This is a genomic window from Pseudomonas sp. SWRI51 (assembly GCF_014268825.1).
GTDB lineage: Bacteria > Pseudomonadota > Gammaproteobacteria > Pseudomonadales > Pseudomonadaceae > Aquipseudomonas > Aquipseudomonas farsensis.
The window spans coordinates 23707-43029 of sequence record NZ_JABWRG010000036.1; the positions used below are offsets into that span (position 1 = coordinate 23707).

16 protein-coding genes are annotated in these 19323 nt (G+C 62.8%); 9 read left to right on the forward strand and 7 right to left on the reverse strand.

Features of this window, described 5'->3' with window-relative positions; translation table 11 throughout:
- Nucleotides 1–205: 205 nt before the first annotated feature.
- Nucleotides 206–1681, reverse strand: a complete 1476-nt coding sequence (locus HU720_RS12905; protein WP_186520315.1) for a helicase HerA-like domain-containing protein — start codon at nucleotides 1679–1681, stop codon at nucleotides 206–208.
- A 169-nt stretch (nucleotides 1682–1850) separates the two neighbouring features.
- On the opposite strand from HU720_RS12905, the gene HU720_RS12910 reads away from it, so the two are divergent.
- From HU720_RS12910 to HU720_RS12925, 4 genes are all read left to right on the forward strand, one after another.
- Nucleotides 1851–3725, forward strand: a complete 1875-nt coding sequence (locus HU720_RS12910; protein WP_186520316.1) for a methyl-accepting chemotaxis protein — start codon at nucleotides 1851–1853, stop codon at nucleotides 3723–3725.
- A gap of 159 nt (nucleotides 3726–3884) precedes the next feature.
- On the forward strand, nucleotides 3885–4979 hold the full coding sequence (locus HU720_RS12915; RefSeq protein ID WP_186520330.1) for a glycosyltransferase family 1 protein: 1095 nt from the start codon (nucleotides 3885–3887) through the stop codon (nucleotides 4977–4979).
- Nucleotides 4966–5736, forward strand: a complete 771-nt coding sequence (locus HU720_RS12920) for a polysaccharide deacetylase family protein (RefSeq protein WP_186520317.1) — start codon at nucleotides 4966–4968, stop codon at nucleotides 5734–5736. Before HU720_RS12915 ends, HU720_RS12920 begins: the two co-directional genes overlap by 14 nt.
- Nucleotides 5733–6725, forward strand: a complete 993-nt coding sequence (locus HU720_RS12925; protein WP_186520318.1) for a flippase-like domain-containing protein — start codon at nucleotides 5733–5735, stop codon at nucleotides 6723–6725. Before HU720_RS12920 ends, HU720_RS12925 begins: the two co-directional genes overlap by 4 nt.
- On the opposite strand, the gene HU720_RS24325 is transcribed toward HU720_RS12925, so the two are convergent.
- Nucleotides 6631–6864, reverse strand: coding sequence for a hypothetical protein (locus HU720_RS24325; RefSeq protein WP_238337690.1), 234 nt, complete (start codon nucleotides 6862–6864; stop codon nucleotides 6631–6633). The genes HU720_RS12925 and HU720_RS24325 overlap by 95 nt on opposite strands.
- A gap of 2 nt (nucleotides 6865–6866) precedes the next feature.
- Entirely contained in the window at nucleotides 6867–7718 is an 852-nt protein-coding gene (gene purU / locus HU720_RS12930) for a formyltetrahydrofolate deformylase (protein WP_186520319.1), read from the reverse strand.
- A gap of 297 nt (nucleotides 7719–8015) precedes the next feature.
- On the opposite strand from purU, the gene mvaT reads away from it, so the two are divergent.
- Nucleotides 8016–8393, forward strand: coding sequence for a histone-like nucleoid-structuring protein MvaT (gene mvaT, locus HU720_RS12935; protein WP_186520320.1), 378 nt, complete (start codon nucleotides 8016–8018; stop codon nucleotides 8391–8393).
- Between the two features lie 74 nt (nucleotides 8394–8467).
- Here the strand turns inward: mvaT and sbcB are convergent, their stop codons facing one another.
- The 3 genes from sbcB to HU720_RS12950 all read right to left on the reverse strand — a co-directional run bounded on the left by sbcB (nucleotide 8468) and on the right by HU720_RS12950 (nucleotide 10831).
- Nucleotides 8468–9898 carry an exodeoxyribonuclease I gene (gene sbcB, locus HU720_RS12940; RefSeq protein WP_186520321.1) on the reverse strand — a complete coding sequence of 477 codons (1431 nt, stop codon included), beginning with the start codon at nucleotides 9896–9898 and terminating at the stop codon, nucleotides 8468–8470.
- A gap of 62 nt (nucleotides 9899–9960) precedes the next feature.
- Nucleotides 9961–10320 (reverse strand): PilZ domain-containing protein, encoded by a 360-nt coding sequence (locus HU720_RS12945; protein ID WP_186520322.1) that lies wholly within the window; start codon nucleotides 10318–10320, stop codon nucleotides 9961–9963.
- 124 nt (nucleotides 10321–10444) lie between these two features.
- A complete protein-coding gene (locus HU720_RS12950; protein WP_186520323.1) occupies nucleotides 10445–10831 on the reverse strand; it encodes a tetratricopeptide repeat protein in 387 nt (128 codons plus the stop codon).
- A 255-nt stretch (nucleotides 10832–11086) separates the two neighbouring features.
- Between HU720_RS12950 and pyk the strand changes: the two genes are divergently transcribed.
- On the forward strand, nucleotides 11087–12541 hold the full coding sequence (pyk, locus tag HU720_RS12955) for a pyruvate kinase (protein ID WP_186520324.1): 1455 nt from the start codon (nucleotides 11087–11089) through the stop codon (nucleotides 12539–12541).
- A 94-nt stretch (nucleotides 12542–12635) separates the two neighbouring features.
- Here pyk and HU720_RS12960 read toward each other — a convergent pair whose 3' ends face one another.
- Nucleotides 12636–13556, reverse strand: a complete 921-nt coding sequence (locus tag HU720_RS12960; RefSeq protein ID WP_186520325.1) for an iron-sulfur-binding ferredoxin reductase — start codon at nucleotides 13554–13556, stop codon at nucleotides 12636–12638.
- 375 nt (nucleotides 13557–13931) lie between these two features.
- On the opposite strand from HU720_RS12960, the gene HU720_RS12965 reads away from it, so the two are divergent.
- The 3 genes from HU720_RS12965 to HU720_RS12975 all read left to right on the forward strand — a co-directional run bounded on the left by HU720_RS12965 (nucleotide 13932) and on the right by HU720_RS12975 (nucleotide 19193).
- Nucleotides 13932–15455 (forward strand): fumarate hydratase, encoded by a 1524-nt coding sequence (locus HU720_RS12965; protein WP_186520326.1) that lies wholly within the window; start codon nucleotides 13932–13934, stop codon nucleotides 15453–15455.
- A gap of 138 nt (nucleotides 15456–15593) precedes the next feature.
- Nucleotides 15594–16538: a hypothetical protein gene (locus HU720_RS12970; protein WP_186520327.1), complete on the forward strand. Its 945-nt coding sequence runs from the start codon at nucleotides 15594–15596 to the stop codon at nucleotides 16536–16538.
- Between the two features lie 69 nt (nucleotides 16539–16607).
- Entirely contained in the window at nucleotides 16608–19193 is a 2586-nt protein-coding gene (locus HU720_RS12975) for a hypothetical protein (RefSeq protein WP_186520328.1), read from the forward strand.
- The last annotated feature ends 130 nt before the right edge of the window (nucleotides 19194–19323 follow it).

The window sequence follows — 19323 nt, forward strand, 5'->3', positions numbered from 1 at the left end:
GCATCAATGTTGCGGCAGCCCGCGGTCTCTGTGGGAGATTCTATGGTTTTGTACAAGCCTGTTCCCGCCAGATATATCTCCTTGTGGCGAGCGGGCTTGCCACAACTGTCTATCATTTCCCAGAGGATTGGGTCCAACCAGCAATGTTGCGGTTGCGCATGGTCTCAGTGGGAGCTGGCGACAGCCTGCGATGAGGCCCGACCGCTTACCTTTTCTTCCCCCCCAACAATGACCCCATCAGCCCACGCATCAACTGCCGCCCCAGCTGATTAGCCGCCTGGCGCACGGCCGACTTGATCGCCTGCCCCGCCGCACTCTGCAAAAAATCCCCGGCTTTATCGGCAAAACTGTCTTCAGCGGCCTTGGGCTGCGGCGCCGGCTCCACCGGCTCACCCTTGCGCTGGGTCAGCAGTTCATACGCCGATTCGCGGTCAATCGGCTTGTCGTAGCGCCCTGCCAATGGCGATGCGCCAATCAGCGCACTACGCTCGGCCGGGCTCAACGGCCCGATGCGCGACTGCGGTGGCGCCACCAGCACGCGCCGGACCACTGCCGGAGTGCCTTTGTCTTCCAGGGTGCCAACCAAAGCCTCGCCAATACCCAGCTCGGTCAGCACCGCCAGGCTGTCGAACCCGGGGTTGGGGCGAAAACCATCAGCCACCGCCCGCAACGCCTTCTGCTCCTTGGCGGTATAGGCCCGCAGCCCATGCTGAATACGCAACCCCAACTGCGCCAGCACCGCATCGGGCAGGTCGCTCGGCGACTGGGTCACAAAATACACACCCACGCCTTTGGAGCGGATCAGCCGCACCACCTGCTCCAGCCGGTCCTGCAACGCCTTGGGCGTGCCATTGAACAGCAAATGGGCTTCATCGAAAAACAGCGCCAGCACCGGCTTGTCGGCATCGCCGTGCTCGGGCAACTGCTCGAACAGCTCTGCCAGCAGCCACAGCAGGAAGGTCGCGTAGACCTTCGGCGCCTCGTGCACCAGCCGGCTGGCATCGAGCAGGTGAATCCGCCCACGGCCATCCTCGGCCGGGCGCAGCAGGTCTTCAAGTTGCAGCGCAGGCTCGCCGAACAACGCCTCGGCGCCTTGCTGCTCAAGGGTGGCCAGGCGGCGCAGCAACGCCTGGGTCGAGGCAGTGGTCATCAGCGCGCTGTCCTCGCCCAGAAGTTGCGGGTTGTCCTTGAGGTGGGCCAGCAGGGCCTTGAGGTCCTTGAGGTCGAGCAGCAGCAACCCTTCACGGTCAGCCACCTTGAAGGCAGCGTACAAGGCAGCCTGCTGGCTGTCGGTGAGTTCGAGCAGGTTGCCCAGCAGCAACGGGCCCATTTCGCTCAAGGTCGTACGCAAAGGGTGGCCAGACTGGCCGGCAATATCCCACAGGCTGACCGGGTAGGCCTTAGGCTGATGCGCCAGCCAAGGCATGCTGGCAATACGCTCGGCCACCTTACCTTGCGGCGCACCGACAGCACCCAAACCACAGAGGTCACCCTTCACGTCGGCGGCGAAAACCGCAACACCGGCATCACTGAACACCTCGGCCAAACGTTGCAATGTAACGGTTTTGCCCGTGCCCGTGGCACCGGCAACCAATCCATGTCGATTGGCCAGGCGCATGCTCTGGCATGCGGGCTGTCCATCTGAGCACATTCCTACAATCAACTGAGAAATTTCTGACACGAGCTTTCATCCTCCGCTCAAGTTCTATCCAGTGATTGCCGATATTCAGGTTTGAGTAATTCCTGAATTTCGGTAAGCACCCGTAAGGATCCGCGGGACCTGTTGCACTGATTTCAACCCGTGCTTTGTGCGAACGACCCGATAAAACCTTAGCGGACGCAATCACGTCATGAATAAAAGCCTTCGTTTCAGCCACAAGATTCTTCTGGCAGCATCACTGATCGTGATTCTGGCCTTCAGCTTGTTCACGCTCTACAACGATTACCTGCAACGCAATGCCATCCGCGCCGACCTTGAGAACTACCTCGGTGAAATGGGCGATTCGACGGCCACCAATATTCGCAGCCTGTTCGAAGGGCGTATCAAACTGGTCGAGAACGTCGCCCAGAACCTGGCGCAGAACCCCCAGAACATCGGCACCCAGCTGGGCCAGAAGGCGCTGACTTCAAGCTTCCTGACCACCTACCTCGGCCAGCCAGATGGCACCTTCACCGTCCGCCCCGACGCCAAGATGCCCGATGGCTACGACCCTCGCGTGCGCGCCTGGTACAAGGATGCCCTGAATGCCAGCGGCACGATCCTCACCGAACCCTACATCGACATGGCCACCGGCAAGATGGTCATTTCGATCATCAGCACCGCTTCGCCCTCGGTCGGCGTAGTGGGCGGCGACCTGGCGCTGGACGGCCTGGTGCAAATCATCAACTCGCTGAACTTCGGCGGCATGGGCTATGCGTTCCTGGTCAACGACCAAGGCAAGATCCTGGTGCACCCCGACCAGAATCTGGTGATGAAATCGCTGTCGGACCTGTTCCCGCAGCGCACCCCGGCGCTGTCCCGCGAGCTGACCGAAGTGCAGGTCGATGGCCAGACCCGCCTGCTGACCTTCACCAAGGTAACCGGCCTGCCGTCGGCCAACTGGTACATCGGCCTGTCGGTCGATAAAGACAAAGCCTTCAGCATGCTCAGCCAGTTCCGCACCTCGGCGGTGATCGCCACGCTGGTTGCGGTGGTGATCATCATCGGCCTGCTCGGCCTGCTGATCCGCGTGTTGCTGCAGCCGCTGCACACCATGACCCGCGCCATGGAAAACATCGCCGAAGGCGAAGGCGACCTGACCCGCCGTCTGGATATCCACACCCATGACGAGTTCGGCACATTGGGTATCGCCTTCAACCGTTTCGTCGAGCGTATCCACAGCTCGATCCGCGAGGTGTCCTCGGCCACCGAGCAGGTCAACGAAGTGGCGCTGCGGGTGATCAGCGCCTCCAACTCGTCGATGAGCAACTCCGACGAGCAGGCCAACCGCACCAACAGTGTTGCTGCCGCGATCAACCAGCTCGGCGCTGCCGCCCAGGAAATCGCCGGCAACGCTGCCCAAGCCTCGCAGCACGCAAGCTCCGCGCGCCTGCTGGCTGAAGAAGGGCAGCAAGTGGTGCAGCGCAACATCGAGGCAATGAGCCGTCTGTCGGACCTGATCGTCAGCTCCAGCAGCCATATCGAGACGCTCAACAGCAAGACGGTGAACATCGGCCAGATTCTTGAGGTGATAACCAGTATTTCCCAGCAGACCAACCTGCTGGCGCTCAACGCGGCCATCGAGGCTGCGCGCGCCGGTGAGGCGGGCCGTGGGTTTGCCGTGGTGGCCGATGAAGTGCGTAACCTTGCGCACCGCACCCAGGAGTCGGCGCAGCAAGTGCAGACCATGATCGAGGAGCTGCAGGTCGGCGCCCGGGCATCGGTGGACACCATGGGCCAGAGCCAGCGCCACAGCCAGGACAACATGGAAATCGCCAACCAGGCCGGTGAGCGCCTGGGCAGCGTGACCCAGCGTATCGGCGAAATCGACGGCATGAACCAGTCGGTGGCCACGGCAACCGAGGAGCAGACCTCGGTCGTCGACTCGATCAACATGGACATCAGCGAAATCAACATGCTCAACCAGGAAGGCGTCGAGAACCTGCAAGCCACCTTGCGCGCCTGCTCGGACCTCGAACAACAGGCCGGCCGCCTCAAGCATCTGGTCGGCAGCTTCCGCATCTAACAAGCGGCAAGCTTTCAGCTGCTGTCTTCTTTCCGATCGAACAAACTATCCTTCCAAAAGGTCAATCCTTAGGCGCGTCACTCCGGCTTGTTGCAGCCGGATGACAGACCCGAAGACGATCCCGGAGGGACGCTGATCGTGCACATCGCCGACATCACCATGTTCTACGCCCCTGCCAGTGGGGGCGTACGTACCTATCTTGATGCCAAACACCACCGCCTCGATGCCATCCCCGGCGTACGCCACAGCCTGCTGATACCCGGCCGTAGCGCCAGCCATGCCGACGGCATCTACCATGTTCCCGCGCCTCCCCTGCCCTTCGGCAACGGCTACCGCTTTCCGCTGCGCCTGGCACCCTGGTGCAAAGAGCTGCGCCGCCTGCAACCGGACCTGATCGAGGTCGGCGACCCCTACCTGACGGCCTGGGCCGCCCTTGAAGCGCGGCGCCAGCTCGACGTGCCGGTGATCGGCTTCTACCACTCCGACCTGCCGCTGCTGGTCAGCAACCGTATGGGCAACTGGTTCACGCCCAATGTCGAGGCGTACGTCAGCAAGCTCTACGGCAACTTCGACCGGGTGCTGGCGCCAAGCCAGGTCATGGCCGACAAGCTGCGCCGGCTGGGGGTCAAAGAGGTGCATGTGCAGCGCCTGGGCGTGGACCTTGCGCTGTTCAACCCCGAGCAGCGCGACCCTGGCCTGCGGGCCGAGCTGGGCATTGCCGACAGCACCCGGCTGCTGGTATTTGCAGGGCGCGGCTCGCGCGAGAAAAACCTGCCCGTGCTGCTCGACTGCATGCGCACCCTGGGCGCCGATTACCATCTGCTGCTGGTGGGCTCGAGCATGCCGGCTGCAGTACCGGCCAACGTCAGCGTGATCGACCACTTCTGCCCGCCCGCCCAGGTTGCCCGGCTGCTGGCCAGCGCCGACCTGCTGGTGCATGCCGGCGACCAGGAAACCTTCGGCCTGGTGATTCTCGAAGCCATGGCCAGCGCCACCCCGGTGGTTGCGGTCAATGCCGGCGCTTTTGGCGAGTTGGTCAACGACCAATGCGGGCGCCTGTGCCGGCCCAACGACGCGCAGGCCATGGCTCAGGCGGTACGCGAAGTATTCGAAGCCGGCGTGCGCACCTTGGGCGACCAGGCCAGGCGCCACGTTGAGCATCACTACAGCTGGGACACCGTGGTCAGCGGCCTGCTTCAGCACTATCAGGCCGTGCTCGGCCACCACCAGCCGTTGGTACATGCCCATGCGTGAAGCCAGCCATCGCAAACGCAGCGTCATGCTGGTGCTGCACGATGTGGCGCCGGAAACCTGGCCGGACTACCAGCCGTTCGTGGAGGCAGTGGACCAACTGGGCGATGTGCCCATGACCTGGCTGGTGGTGCCGGACTTTCACCACCGCAACGCGCTCAAGCATTCGCCCGCCTTCTGCCGCCTGCTGGAGCGGCGGCTGGCGCAGGGTGACGAACTGGCCCTGCATGGCTACTACCACGCAGACGACGGCCCGCTACCGCGCGGGCCGCGGGATTTCTTCATGCGCCGGGTGTACACCCACGAAGGCGAGTTCTACGGCCTGGACCAAGACCAGGCCCTACAGCGCCTGCAAGCGGGGCTGGAGGTGTTCCACAGCCACGGCTGGCCAGTAGCAGGCTTCGTAGCCCCGGCCTGGCTGATGAGCGAAGGCACGCGCCAGGCCCTGCGCCAACTGCCGCTGCGCTACACCAGCACGCCGCAGCATCTGTATCGCCTACCTGAGTTCACCGCCATCGACGCCCCTGGGCTGGTCTGGAGCGCGCGCAGTGCATGGCGCCGCGGCCTGTCGAAGGTGCTCAGCGACTGGCAGATTCGGCGCTGGCAGCAGGCCGACACTCTGCGCCTTGGGCTGCACCCGGTCGACATGCGCCACCCGAGCGCGCGCAACTATTGGCTCGAAACTTTGCAGTCACTGCTGGCCGAAGGCCGCGAGCCGCTGACCAAGTCGGCCTGGCTGGACCGTCAGGTCGCGTCGTGAACCGCTTCGCCTGGCTGGGGCTTGCGCTGCTGCTGGCGCTACTGGTGCCGGCGCTGCTCGGCGGCAGCGAGTTGCTGCCGCGCCTTGCCACCTTCTCCCCCGGCCTGATGCTGCTGTTGCTGGGGATGATCGTGCTGTGTTGGGTGATCAACGCGCAGCGCCTGCGCCTGCTGCTGGGCCAACAGGGCGAACGGGTTGGCCAGTTGCGCAGCCTGGGGGTGGTGATGGCGACCGAATTTGCCATCTGCACCACCCCTGGCGGCAGCGGCGGGCCCTTGACGCTGATGGCCTTGCTGCACCGCGAGCGCATCCCCGCTTCACGCAGTGGCGCGGTATTCGCCATGGATCAACTCAATGACTTGGTGTTCTTCTTCTGCGCCATGCTGGCTATCGCCGGATACGCGCTGTTCCATCGTCTGGGCCACAGCCAGCAAAGCATGCTGTTGGGCAGTGCCCTGCTGCTGTGTGCGGCATTAGCATGCGTGCTCGCCCTGTTGCGCTGGCGCCGCCAACTGATACGCGCCAGCGGCAACCTGCTGCGCCGCCTGAGCGTAGCTGAGCACAGGCGGCGGCGCTGGGCGCGCAAACTGTTGCGGTTCATTCACGCCCTGGCCGACACCTGGCGGCTGCCCAAACGCACCTTGGCCCTGGTGTTCACGCTCACGTGCGCGCACTGGAGCCTGCGCTACAGCGTGCTGTACCTGGTGTTGCAGGGGTTGGGCGTAGACCTTGCGTGGATCCCGAGCTTTCTGGTGCAGATGCTGGCACTCAGTGCCGGCCAGTTCAGCCTGCTACCGGGCGGTGCCGGGGCTGCGGAGCTGACGTCGGCGACCTTGCTGGCGCCGCTGGTGGGGAGTTCGACCGCCGCTGCGGCGATCCTCATCTGGCGGGCCGTTACATACTACTTTTATCTGCTGGCGGGTGGGCCGGTGTTCGTTTGCCTGCTGGCGCGCCCGTTGCTGGCGCGTTGGCGGGGCCAGGCGGGTTGAGCGCTTGCCACAGTTCGGCGGCACCGGGGAACTCGGTGCCGTCTTCCTCGCCCAGGGCATCGGGGTCAAAGCGCGCCAGGCAGCCCTCGCCCAAGGTGGGCGGCACCGAGGCGCCGGCCTTGTCACGAGGGTCGGCCATGCTTAGTCGAACACCACAGTCTTGTTGCCGTGCACCAGCACGCGGTCTTCGAGGTGGTAGCGCAGGCCGCGGGCCAGCACCATCTTCTCGACGTCACGGCCGAAACGCACCATGTCTTCAATGCTGTCAGCGTGGCTGACGCGCACCACGTCCTGCTCGATGATCGGGCCGGCGTCGAGTTCTTCAGTCACGTAGTGGCAAGTCGCGCCGATCAGCTTGACGCCGCGCAGGGAGGCCTGGTGATACGGTTTGGCGCCAACGAACGACGGCAGGAAGCTGTGGTGGATGTTGATGACTTTTTCGGCGTAGTCACGGCACAGCTGTGGCGGCAGGATCTGCATGTAGCGCGCCAGCACCACGACATCGGCGCCGTGCTCTTCGACCAGGCGCGACACCTCGGCAAAGGCTGGGGCCTTGTCCTTGGGGTCAACCGGCACATGGAAGAACGGAATGCCATGCCACTCGACCATGCTGCGCAGGTCGTTGTGGTTGGAGATCACACAAGGGATCTCGCAGTCCAGTTCGTCGGTATGCCAGCGGTGCAGCAGGTCGGCCAGGCAGTGGGACTCGCGGCTGGCCATCAGCACCACGCGCTTTTTCTGCGCAGAGTCGGTGATACGCCAGGTCATGGAGAACTCTTCGGCGATTGGCGCAAAGGCTTCGCGCAATGCCTCAAGACCGAAGGGCAGCGATTCAGCGCGGATTTCATGGCGCATGAAGAACCAACCGCTTTGCTCATCGGAATGATGGCTGGCTTCGTTGATCCAGCCGTTATACAGGGCCAGGAAATTACTGACTTTTGCCACGATGCCGACGCGGTCGGGGCAGGCAATCACCAGTCGAAAGGTGCGCATGAGAAAAGCTCCAGAACTTCGCAAAGGGGCACATTCTAGCGGCCTGCCGGCAAAAACGCAGTAGTGTTCTCCGCGCCATCGGCTAATTTGCCTCGGCCCCGTCGGCCCGGGCGTTTCCCTATGGCTGACAGGGATATGGCCATTGGCCTTAACCGTATGTAAATTTTTCTTAACCTATTACAGGTCTGGCCCACGCGGTTGTTAAATGAATCAATACGTTTAATTGTTTACTTGGGTGTAGGGGCTGTCTATTATTGCCGGTACTGTCTTCCTTCTAACGACTTTATAGGAACATCCATGTCCCTGATCAACGAATACCGCGCCACCGAAGAAGCCATCAAAGAACTTCAGGCCCGTCTGGCCAATCTGTCGCAAGATGACAAGCTGAAGAAAGAGCTGGAATTCGAAGGCAAACTGCGCACCCTGATGGGCGAATACTCCAAGTCGCTGCGCGACGTCATCGCCCTGCTCGACCCAGAAAGCAAACTGAGCAAAGGCCCACGTGGCGCAGCCAAGGCAGTGACCACCAAGCGCGCGCGCAAGGTCAAGCAGTACAAGAACCCGCACAACGGCGAGGTTATTGAAACCAAGGGTGGCAACCACAAAACTCTGAAAGAGTGGAAAGCCAAGTGGGGCGGCGACGTCGTTGAAGGCTGGGCGACTCTGCTGGACTGATCCAGGCCCTCAGCGCCTCGGTATCAACATGAAAACGCCGGCACTTGCCGGCGTTTTTCATTTATCCGTTTTACTCACAAGGCATAGCGGGTTTTCAATTGCCCGCAGTGTGCAAGCCACGCCTGCAATACTTGCCGTCCCGCGTCATCCGCCTCCTGCCAGCGGCTCTGGCACGCCACTTCGAACGCCTCGATAGTATTCGGTGCGCCCCACTGCGGGTCGCTCAGGCGCTGCCCACAGAAGTGCTGCCAACGCGCCAACTCCCGCGCGTTCAAGGTGCCTGCAAAGTTGCGGGCGCGATAACGGAACAACAGCTCTGGCAAACGGGCATCGTCGAACATCCACTGCCCGCTGGCCAATTGCTCAGGGTCGGCAGTGCGCACCTGTTCGCACAACCGGCGGTCGCGATCACCGATAAACCCGTCATACAGTTGCTGCTCAGGGTCTTCGCTTTGGGCAAAACCTTCTTCTTGGTAAATCACTTCAAGCTTGTCGAGCCAGACCGATTGCTGGCTGGCTAGCTGTTCGGCATGTGCCTGCAATGCCGACATATCCAGCCCCAGCCGTTGTTGGTCGGCCGGGCGAATCACCGACAAGGGCGCCACTACCGGGCAACGATTGATGTGCAGCAACTTCAGCGGAACCGGCAATTGTCCATCAGGCATTTCCTCACGCCGTTGGTACAAACGCTCACGCAATGTTTCGGCACTTTCATGCAACAGCGGTGCGCTCTGCTGGCCCAAGTCGCAAACAATCAGGGCATTACGGTTACGCGGGTGCCACGCCAGCGGCAAGACAACACCGATGTAACTGCGTTGTGCAGAGAAACGCCCGGACACATGTACCAGAGGCTGTAACAAACGAATCTGGTCCATTACTTTGTGTTTGCTGCGCAACTGGAACAGCCAGTCATACAAATTAGGCTGCCGGTCGCGGATCAGGCGTGCCAAAGCGATAGTGGCCCGTACGTCGGAAAGTGCCTCGTGGGCATGCCCGTGCTCCAGGCCGTTGGCCTTGCTCAGCAGTTCCAGGCGCAGGCTGGTGCGGCCATCCTGTTGCGGCCAGACGATGCCTTCGGGGCGCAGGGCGTAGGCGGTGCGCACGATGTCGATCAGGTCCCAGCGGCTGTTGCCGCCCTGCCATTCACGCCCGTAGGGGTCGAAAAAGTTGCGATACAAACTGTAACGGGTCACTTCATCGTCGAAGCGCAGCGTGTTGTAGCCCGCGCCGCACGTACCTGGGCGAGCCAGTTCGGCATGCACGCGGGTCATGAACTCGGCTTCGCACAGCCCGTGGCTGGCCAATTGTTGCGGGGTAATGCCGGTCACCAGGCACGCAGCCGGGTGCGGCAGAATATCGTCGCTTGGGCGGCAATACAGGTTGACCGGTGCCTCGATCTCGTTGAGGTCGAAGTCGGTGCGCACACCGGCCATCTGCAACGGGCGGTCGTTGCGCGGGTTGATACCGGTGGTTTCGTAGTCGTGCCAGAAAATGCTGGAGCTCACGGGGTCGTCCTGTAACTAGGTCGACCAGAGTCTAGCGGCCCACGGCGGGCCGCGGCCAGCATTCACGCAGATGCGTTGGCGGGGTTGAAGCTGAAAAAGTCCCGCAGCGAACGCACGAACGCGTCGTATTCGGGCGGTGCCTGCAACAGCATGAAGCCTGCATCGTAATGCCCGGGGGTCTCGTCTTCACGGCACCACAGGCAACTGGCAGTCAGGTTGATGAACTGCACCCCGCCGCCGGCCAGCGGCACGCGCAGTTGCAGCTCGAAGTCGGGGCCAACCAGCATGGGCAGGTGGCTGATAACCATCAGCCCGTCTTCCGAGGCATTGCCCAGCAAGCCGATCTGCTGGTCGGTAAACCGGTTGAATACCTTCAGCACACAAGGCAGTTGATGACGTTCTATATGGCGTTCTACAAACATGGGATAAGCGCGATCCTGTACCTGGAGCCAGGAATACACGGAACTGGCAGTAATGATGACTACTTGATATGAAGACTAGCGCAGCCCGGTGCGTGATTTCCATGAAATCATCAACACCTTGGGATTAACGCCAAGGTGTTGCGTTGACCGGGTTGGCGACCGCCGCTTCGTTACCGCGCAGATGGCCGAGTTTTTCAAGGGTCTGCAGGCGTGCCTGGGCGCGGTAGCTGTACTCGTTGCGCGGGTACTGCTGGAGCATGAACTGGTAGGTCTGCGCCGCGTCGACGTACAGCTTCTGGCGTTCCAGGCATTGGCCACGCAGCAGCGAGACCTCAGGGTGGATGAACGGCCGCGAGCGGCTGGTGCGGTCGACCTGCGACAGCTCCAGCATGACCCGCGAGCAGTCACCGCGGTCGTAGGCGCGGTAGGCGTTGTTCAGATGGTGGTCCATGGACCAGCGGGTACAGCCGACGACACTGGCCGCCATGGTCAAAACGATCAGGGTGCGCATGGGAATTCTCCTTGGATACCAGGTGTATCGGCGCCTTTCGCGAATTCTCCAGCGGCGCGGTGAAAGCTGCAAGTTTCAAGCTGCAAGCTGCAAGACTCCAAGCCGCTGCCATCTGCTTGTAGCGTGAAGCTCGTAGCTTGCAGCTCAAAGCGTGCATCCGACTGCTGATTCTGCGCCCACGTAGTGCAACGGAACAATGACTACAGCGAGATTCAGGAGTAGCCTTTCGCTGCGCTTCACTATAGGAGTCTGTGCATGACCATCCGCCGTACCAAAATCGTTGCCACCCTTGGCCCCGCCAGCAATTCGCCGGAAGTGATCGAACAGCTGATCCTTGCGGGTCTCGACGTGGCACGTCTGAACTTCTCCCACGGCACGCCGGACGAGCACAAGGCCCGTGCCCGCCTGATCCGCGAGATCGCCGCCAAGAATGGCCGCCACGTCGCGCTGCTGGGCGACCTGCAGGGTCCGAAGATCCGCATCGCCAAGTTCAGCAACAAGCGCATCGAACTGAAAATCGGTGACACCTTCACCTTCTCCACCGCCCACCCGCTCACCGAAGGCAACCAGGATATCGTCGGTATCGATTATCCCGACCTGGTCAAGGACTGCGGTGTTGGCGACGAGCTGCTGCTCGACGACGGCCGCGTGGTCATGCGCGTTGAAACGGCCACCAGCGATGCCCTGCACTGCGTCGTGCTGGTCGGCGGCCCGCTGTCCGACCACAAAGGCATCAACCGCAAAGGTGGCGGCCTGACCGCACCGGCCCTGACCGAGAAAGACAAGGCCGACATCAAGCTGGCAGCCGAAATGGACCTGGACTACCTGGCCGTTTCCTTCCCGCGTGATGCCAAGGACATGGAATACGCCCGCAAGCTGCGTGACGAGTCCGGCGGCAGCGCCTGGCTGGTGGCCAAGATCGAACGCGCCGAAGCGGTTGCCGACGACGAAACCCTCGACGCGCTGATCGCCGCTTCCGACGCAGTCATGGTTGCCCGTGGCGACCTCGGCGTGGAAATCGGTGACGCCGAGCTGATCGGTATCCAGAAAAAGATCATCCAGCACGCTCGCCGCAACAATAAAGCGGTAATCGTGGCGACCCAGATGATGGAGTCGATGATCCAGAACCCGATGCCGACCCGCGCTGAAGTGTCGGACGTTGCCAACGCCGTGCTCGACAACACCGATGCGGTGATGCTGTCGGCGGAAAGTGCTGCTGGCCTCTACCCGATCGAAGCCGTACAGGCCATGGCGCGCATCTGCCAGGGCGCTGAAAAGCACCCGACCAACCAGAAGTCCAGCCACCGCCTGCACACCACCTTCGAGCGTTGCGACGAGAGCATCGCCCTGGCCGCGATGTACACCGCCAACCACTTCCCCGGCGTCAAGGCGATCATCGCCCTTACCGAAAGTGGCTACACCCCGCTGATCATGTCGCGCCTGCGTTCGCACGTGCCGATCTTCGCCCTGTCGCCGCACCGCGCTACCCAAGCCCGTGCATCGATGTTCCGTGGCGTCTATCCAATCGCCTTCGACCCGGCTTCGCTGCCGGCCGACAAGGTCAGCCAGGCGGCTGTGGACGAACTGCTCAAGCGCGGCCTGGTGCAACAGGGCGACTGGGTCATCCTGACCAAGGGCGACAGCTACCACACCATTGGTGGCACCAACGGCATGAAGATCCTGCACGTCGGTGATCCGCTGGTCGGTTGATTAGTCGGTAGCACAAATCGCGGGGCAAGCCCGCTCCCACAACGACTGTCTACAGCGTGTGGGGGCGGGCTTGCCCCGCGATCGTTACAGGGCCTCAAGCATGCTCGGCAAACACATCCGCCAGCACCTGATTACGCGGCACCCCGGCAATGAACAGGCGCCGGGCGAAGCGCTCGACCGTGCTCGGCGCACCGCACAGCAAAGCCATGGTCTGGCGCGACGCAAGTTTCAGCCCGGCCAGCGCGTCATCCAACTGCTCAGCCAGCACCAGTTCAACCTTGACCCCCGCCATCGCCTCTAAAGCCTCAGCCAGGTAATGCCCGGCACGGGTGTGCGCCACGTGCATCACCCTGATTTCCCCTTGATGGCCCTGACGCAAGGCCTCGCGCAAAATGCCCCACAATGGCGCCAGGCCCGTGCCGGCTGCCAGCAGCCACAGTGGCCGCGCCTGCCAGTCGGGGTCGTAGTGCAAGGCGCCACCGCGCAGCTCGCCAAGGCGCAGTTCGGCGCCAAGGTGCAGGTGGCGGGCGCGGTCGCTGAAGGCGCCGGGGCGGGCGCAGTCCAGGTGGAACTCCAGCAGTTCATCGTCTCCGGGCATGCTGGCCAGTGAATACGGGCGGGCCACGTCGGCGCACCATAGCACCAGGTGCTGGCCCGCCTGATAACGCAGTGCGCGCCCCGGGCGCAAGCGCAAGCGCAGGATATCGCCGAACCAGTCAAGCCCGGCGACCGTGGCCGGCAGGCCATCTTGCAGAGGGTCGAACAACGCCAGTTGCAGGTCCCCCGTCACCGAGCACTGGCAGGCCAGCCGCCAGCCCTGCTCGCGCTGCGCGGCGCTCAGGGCCTCGGGGCGGGCGTCGTCAGGCAGGCCGTCAAGGCAGCGCACCAGGCACGCATGGCAACTGCCGGCGCGGCAGCTGTAGGGCACGGCGCAACCTGCGCCATTGAGCACATCGAGCAGGTTGCTGCCAGGCGGCACGGTAAAACAGCGCTCGCCCACGCGTAGTTCGGGCATTCAGGGGACTCCAGTGACTGATGTGCCTGGGGCCCGCCGCGCGGGCCATCGCAGGCTGTCGCCAGCTCCCACAGAGAATTTGCCCAGCCTCGATATTGTGGGTTGACCCAGGCTCTGTGGGAGCTGGCGCCAGCCTGCGATGGCGCGCGTAGCGGGCCCTTGCATTCTAACGCTACCAGCAAAAAGGATGCCCACCCACCTGCCGACCTTGGTCCCGCGCCGCCGCAGGTGTTTCAGCTGCGGGCCTGCGGTATACTGCCGCGCCTTTTTGCGCCGGCCTGACCAGCCGACGCCTTGCCAGGCATTGCCGACATACCGGTGTGCGTTGTCGGTATGCCTTTACGAATGTTCCCGTCTTTAAGAGGAGCGCGCTGCATGACCGTGATCAAGCAAGACGACCTGATTCAGAGCGTCGCCGACGCCCTGCAATTCATTTCGTACTACCACCCCGTCGACTTCATCCAGGCGATGCACGAAGCCTACCTGCGTGAAGAATCGCCTGCCGCGCGTGACTCGATCGCCCAGATCCTGATCAACTCGCGCATGTGCGCCACCGGCCACCGCCCGATCTGCCAGGACACCGGCATCGTCACCGTGTTCATCCGCGTCGGTATGGACGTGCGTTGGGACGGCGCCACCATGAGTGTCGACGACATGATCAACGAAGGTGTGCGTCGCGCCTACAACCTGCCCGAGAACGTCCTGCGCGCCTCGATCCTGGCCGACCCGGCCGGTGCCCGCAAGAACACCAAGGACAACACCCCGGCCGTCATCCACTACTCCATCGTGCCCGGCGACAAGGTCGAGGTCGATGTCGCAGCCAAAGGCGGCGGCTCGGAGAACAAGTCGAAGATGGCCATGCTCAACCCGTCCGACTCGATCGTCGACTGGGTATTGAAGACCGTGCCGACCATGGGCGCTGGCTGGTGCCCGCCTGGCATGCTGGGCATCGGTATCGGCGGCACCGCTGAAAAAGCGGCGGTCATGGCCAAGGAAGTGCTCATGGAGTCCATCGACATCCATGAACTCAAAGCCCGTGGCCCGCAAAACCGCCTCGAAGAGATCCGCCTGGAGCTGTTCGAGAAGGTCAACCAGCTGGGCATCGGCGCCCAGGGTCTGGGCGGCCTGACCACCGTGCTCGACGTCAAGATCATGGACTACCCGACCCACGCCGCTTCGCTGCCGGTGTGCATGATCCCCAACTGCGCCGCCACCCGTCACGCCCACTTCGTGCTCGACGGCAACGGCCCGGCCGAACTTGAAGCGCCGTCGCTGGACGCCTACCCGGAAATCGTCTGGGAAGCAGGCCCGAGCGCACGTCGCGTCAACCTCGACGACATCACCCCGGAAGAAGTCGCCAGCTGGAAGCCAGGCGAGACCATCCTGCTCAACGGCAAGATGCTCACCGGCCGTGATGCGGCGCACAAGCGCATGGTCGAGATGCTCAACCGTGGCGAAGAGCTGCCGGTAGACCTCAAAGGCCGCTTCATCTACTACGTCGGCCCAGTCGACCCGGTGGGTGACGAAGTGGTAGGCCCAGCCGGCCCGACCACCGCCACGCGCATGGACAAGTTCACCCGCCAGATCCTCGAGCAAACCGGCCTGCTGGGCATGATCGGCAAGTCCGAGCGCGGCCCGACCGCCATCGAGGCGATCAAGGACAACAAGGCTGTTTACCTGATGGCCGTTGGCGGCGCTGCCTACCTGGTGGCCCAGGCCATCCGCAAGTCGAAGGTCCTGGCCTTTGCCGAGCTGGGCATGGAAGCGGTCTACGAGTTCGACGTCAAGGACATGCCGGTGACCGTTGCGGTCGACAGCAACGGTGAGTCGGTGCACATCACCGGCCCGGCGCTTTGGCAGGGCAAGATTGCCCAAAGCCTGGCGGTGGAAGTCAAGTAAGCCCGCCGTCCAGCCCCGAAAACCGCTCCCAGTGAGCGGTTTTTTTTCGCCTGCCGCTGGCCACTGCATAACTATCTATGCCCTGAACCCGGCCCCCAGGCGATTAACTCGGGCACTTCCACGACAGAGGAAGTACCTATGAGCAATACCATCAAAGTCAACCAGTGGCTGAGCCGCCTGCGCCTGGACATTACCTCCAGCTCCAACCGGGTTTTCGCCAACGGCCGTCAGCAAGTTGAGATTACCGTCACTGTCGAGCCGCGCGACGGCGAAGAGGTGGACGAAAACGCCATCGCGTCGATCGAATTGTTCATCTTCGATGACAACGCCAATGAACTCCAGCCAGATGGGGAATTGCACGTGGACAGCGAGCGCGACCCGCGCTTCGAATACTACGCAGCCAGTGGCGGCGCCCCCAGCCCGCTGATGAACTCCTCGCAAAGGACCGCGCGCCGCCGCTTCTATCTCAGTTCGACGCTACCTGGAGGCTCACTCACCACCATATATGCCGGGATCAGGAAGGACACGGACAATCACTTCATGACGAATACAGGGCCGTTCCAGTCATCGGTGGTGATCGAGTCGATCACCCCGCTGCGACACCCGGAAGCGGCGTTCAAGCTGGACATGCAAGAGCGGGTCAGTTTCAGGACAGCCACCGGCAAGATGCGCGACGCGGAAACGAACTGCGATGTCGGCTACTTCGGTTTCAGGGACCCCAACAATAGCATCGTCGAATCCATCCCCCACGCCGTGCCATCTGGCGAACCCTTCTACACGCGCAATAACTGGGATCACGTGATCTTTTCCTTTGAGCTGATCAACGATTACAGCCAGATCTGCCAGGTCACCACCTATGCCGAAGGCGCGCCGATGGATATCAACTACAACGGCAGACGCTTCACTCCGCGGGCCGGCAACATGGCGGTGTGCGTGTACCACCAGCGGTTCTACGACGCATGGTCCAACTCCATCAATGAAGACAAGAGCCTGTGGACGGTGGTCGACCGGCATGGCAACGAACAGGACATCGAGTTCTTCACCGAGGATTCCGGCCGAATCATCAAGTTCAGGGCCAACTGAAACCGCCGGTGACGCACGCAGCGCCCCGCCCGGGGTGCTGTCCGACGATTGTCCACAAGGATCATCCGCATGTCCGAGATACATACCCAAGCGAGCAACTTTCTTGATTTCGTGAAGACCGGGGTGGATCACCGCACCGGCCAATTCACCTTGGCCATCGCGCTCCCCATGCCACCGGCCAACCAACTGTGCGGGCCTTCGCTGACGCTGAGCCTGGCCTTCAGCACGCTGAGTTCGATGAGCAACCGGGGCTACGGTTTCGGCTGGAACCTGGCGCTCAGCGAAATCGATCTGAGCCAGGACAATCCACGCATCAGCCTGGGCTCGGGCGAGCAGTTCGCCATCGACCTCAACGCCTCCACGCTGTCCGGCGAAGGCCAACTGGCCCTGCCAGACCAGAAGCTCAAGACGTTCATCGTCACCCATCAGGCCGATGGCGACATCCGGGTCGATCGCAAGTCCGGTGAGAGCGAGATCCTGCACCCTGCGAGCCCGGACAGCGCCCGCTACCTGCTGGCGCAATTACGCTCGGCTGAGGGTCGCTCGCTGTACTTCGACTGGGCGCCGTTTGGCAACGATGGTTTCATACTGGAGCAGGTGCGTGACGAGCAGGATACCTTGCTGGCAATCGACGTCGGCGCCAGCACGGTGAAAATCAACCTGCGTCCCGGCCACGCCGAAGCCACTTCGCTGACGCTGCTGCTGAGCAATGACCGCCTGAACAGCATCCAGTTGCCCAACGTACCGCAGCCATTCGACATCGAGTACGGCACGCACCCTGTGGCTGGTGACGCACAGCTGCTGTTACCGACTGTAATCAACGGGCCGCTCGGAGGCCGTGACACCGTCCACTGGTCCGACGCTGACAACGGCCACAAACTGCCAGATGATGCACCGCTCAAGCGCCTACCACGGGTGCTTTCGTGGACGCATGTCAGCGCCGGCAAACACAACGAGATCAACCGCGGCTATGCGTGGATCGGCGAGCACAACTTCCTCGGCTATGGCAGCGACCAGGCGTTCGAGTGGAAGAGCGGACGCGACAACCTTTACCAGGTCAACGCCCAATACCAGTATGAGGTCGTCGAGACGCTCAGCGACGGGGCCGGCCAGGCGCTGGGCAGCGTGCATCGTGTGTGGAATCGCTTCCACCTGCTGATCAGCGAAACCAGCCGCAACCAGGCCTGCGAAACCATCAAGCAGACCCACTACGGCGTCGACCCTGCGCTCACCTGGGAACAGCAACCGGCCTGGTGCCAATTGCCCCATGAGACCATCACCACCTACGTCGATCACGCCAACGACAAGGCCAGCCGCAGCGAAACCACCCGCTACGCCTATGACGAATGGGGCAACGTCAGCGAAGTCACCCACCCAAGCGGGGTCAGGGAAACCTGCGAGTACTACCCTGCCGCCGGGGCCGAGGGCTGCCCGGCCGATGCGCTGGGCATGGTGCGCTACCTGCGCAGCAAAGTGGTGATCCCCGCCCCGGCCAGCGGCGATGCCCAGGCGCTGGCGACCCGCTACACCTACACCGCCCTGCCGTCGCTGATCGTAGGCGCGCCGGCCCTGAGCGTGGTTGCGTGCGAGGAAGGCGTGATCCACGCCAGCGGCGAGGTCTTCGAGCGCACCGAACAGACCTACATCACCACCCCCGGCCCCGCCTACGCGCGTGAAGACAAGGTGGTCACCACGCTCAACGACAAGGCCACGACCACCGACTACCACTACGAGGTCAAGGACGGCGCGCTGATCACCCAGACCACCATCACTGGCTTCGAAAACGACGATGAAAACCGCTCCAGCAGCAGCCGTGCGCAGTCGCTGACCAGCGGCCAGACGCTGTGGGAACTCAGCGCCAGCGGCGTATGCAGCCGTTACGAATACGACCTGCTGGGCCGAGTAGTGTGCTCCATTAGCTGTGCCGATAGCCCCTACCAAAGTGAACGCCGCGCCCACTATCACCTGGCCGACAACGTCGCGATCCAGGCGCTGGAAGGGCGCACTGACAATCCGGTGATGATCGAGGAGGTCGAGGTGACCGGGCAGCGCAAACGCCAGTGGCTGGATGGCGACGGCCGTGTAGTGCGCATCGAGGTCGAAGACCTGGACAATGCCCCCGGCGTGTTCCGCGAGGTGGCCCTTAGCGAATACGATGCGCTGGGTCGGGTCACGCGGCAAACCGCGATTGACTGGCTCGACGCCGACACCTCGCTGACGCAGACCAGCACCACCCACTACAGTGACTGGGGCCACAGCGAACGCACAGTCAGCCCGGACGGCGTGACCAGCCACACGCGCATGGACCCGGTTACCCTGCGCAGTGAGCAGTGGCAGAGCGCAGGAGAACTCACTGGGCCGCGCCAAGTGGTGCTGAGCAATGCCGCCGGCAACGCGCTCGAACAACAGGATTTCGACAGTGCCGGGCGCCTGGTACGCACCCTGAAACGGGTACGCGACGGCCTGGACCGGGTGATCGAAAACCGGGTCAAGGTCGACGGCATGGATGAAATCGTCACGCAGATGCGCTACGACCACTATGGCCGGGTGATCGAGAAACGCCTGCCGGACGGCACCACGATCAACTGGACGTTCGCAGCGCACAGCGACGACCACCATCCCGAAGCCCTGACCGTAACGGGAGGGGATCAATAATGGGCAGCGGAACATACACCTGCGGCCAGCAGACGTTCGATGGGCTTGGCCGTCAACGCTCGGTGCAGGTTGCCGGGCGCACGACCGGGTATCACTACCGCGCAGGGCAACTGCCACCTACGGCCAACAC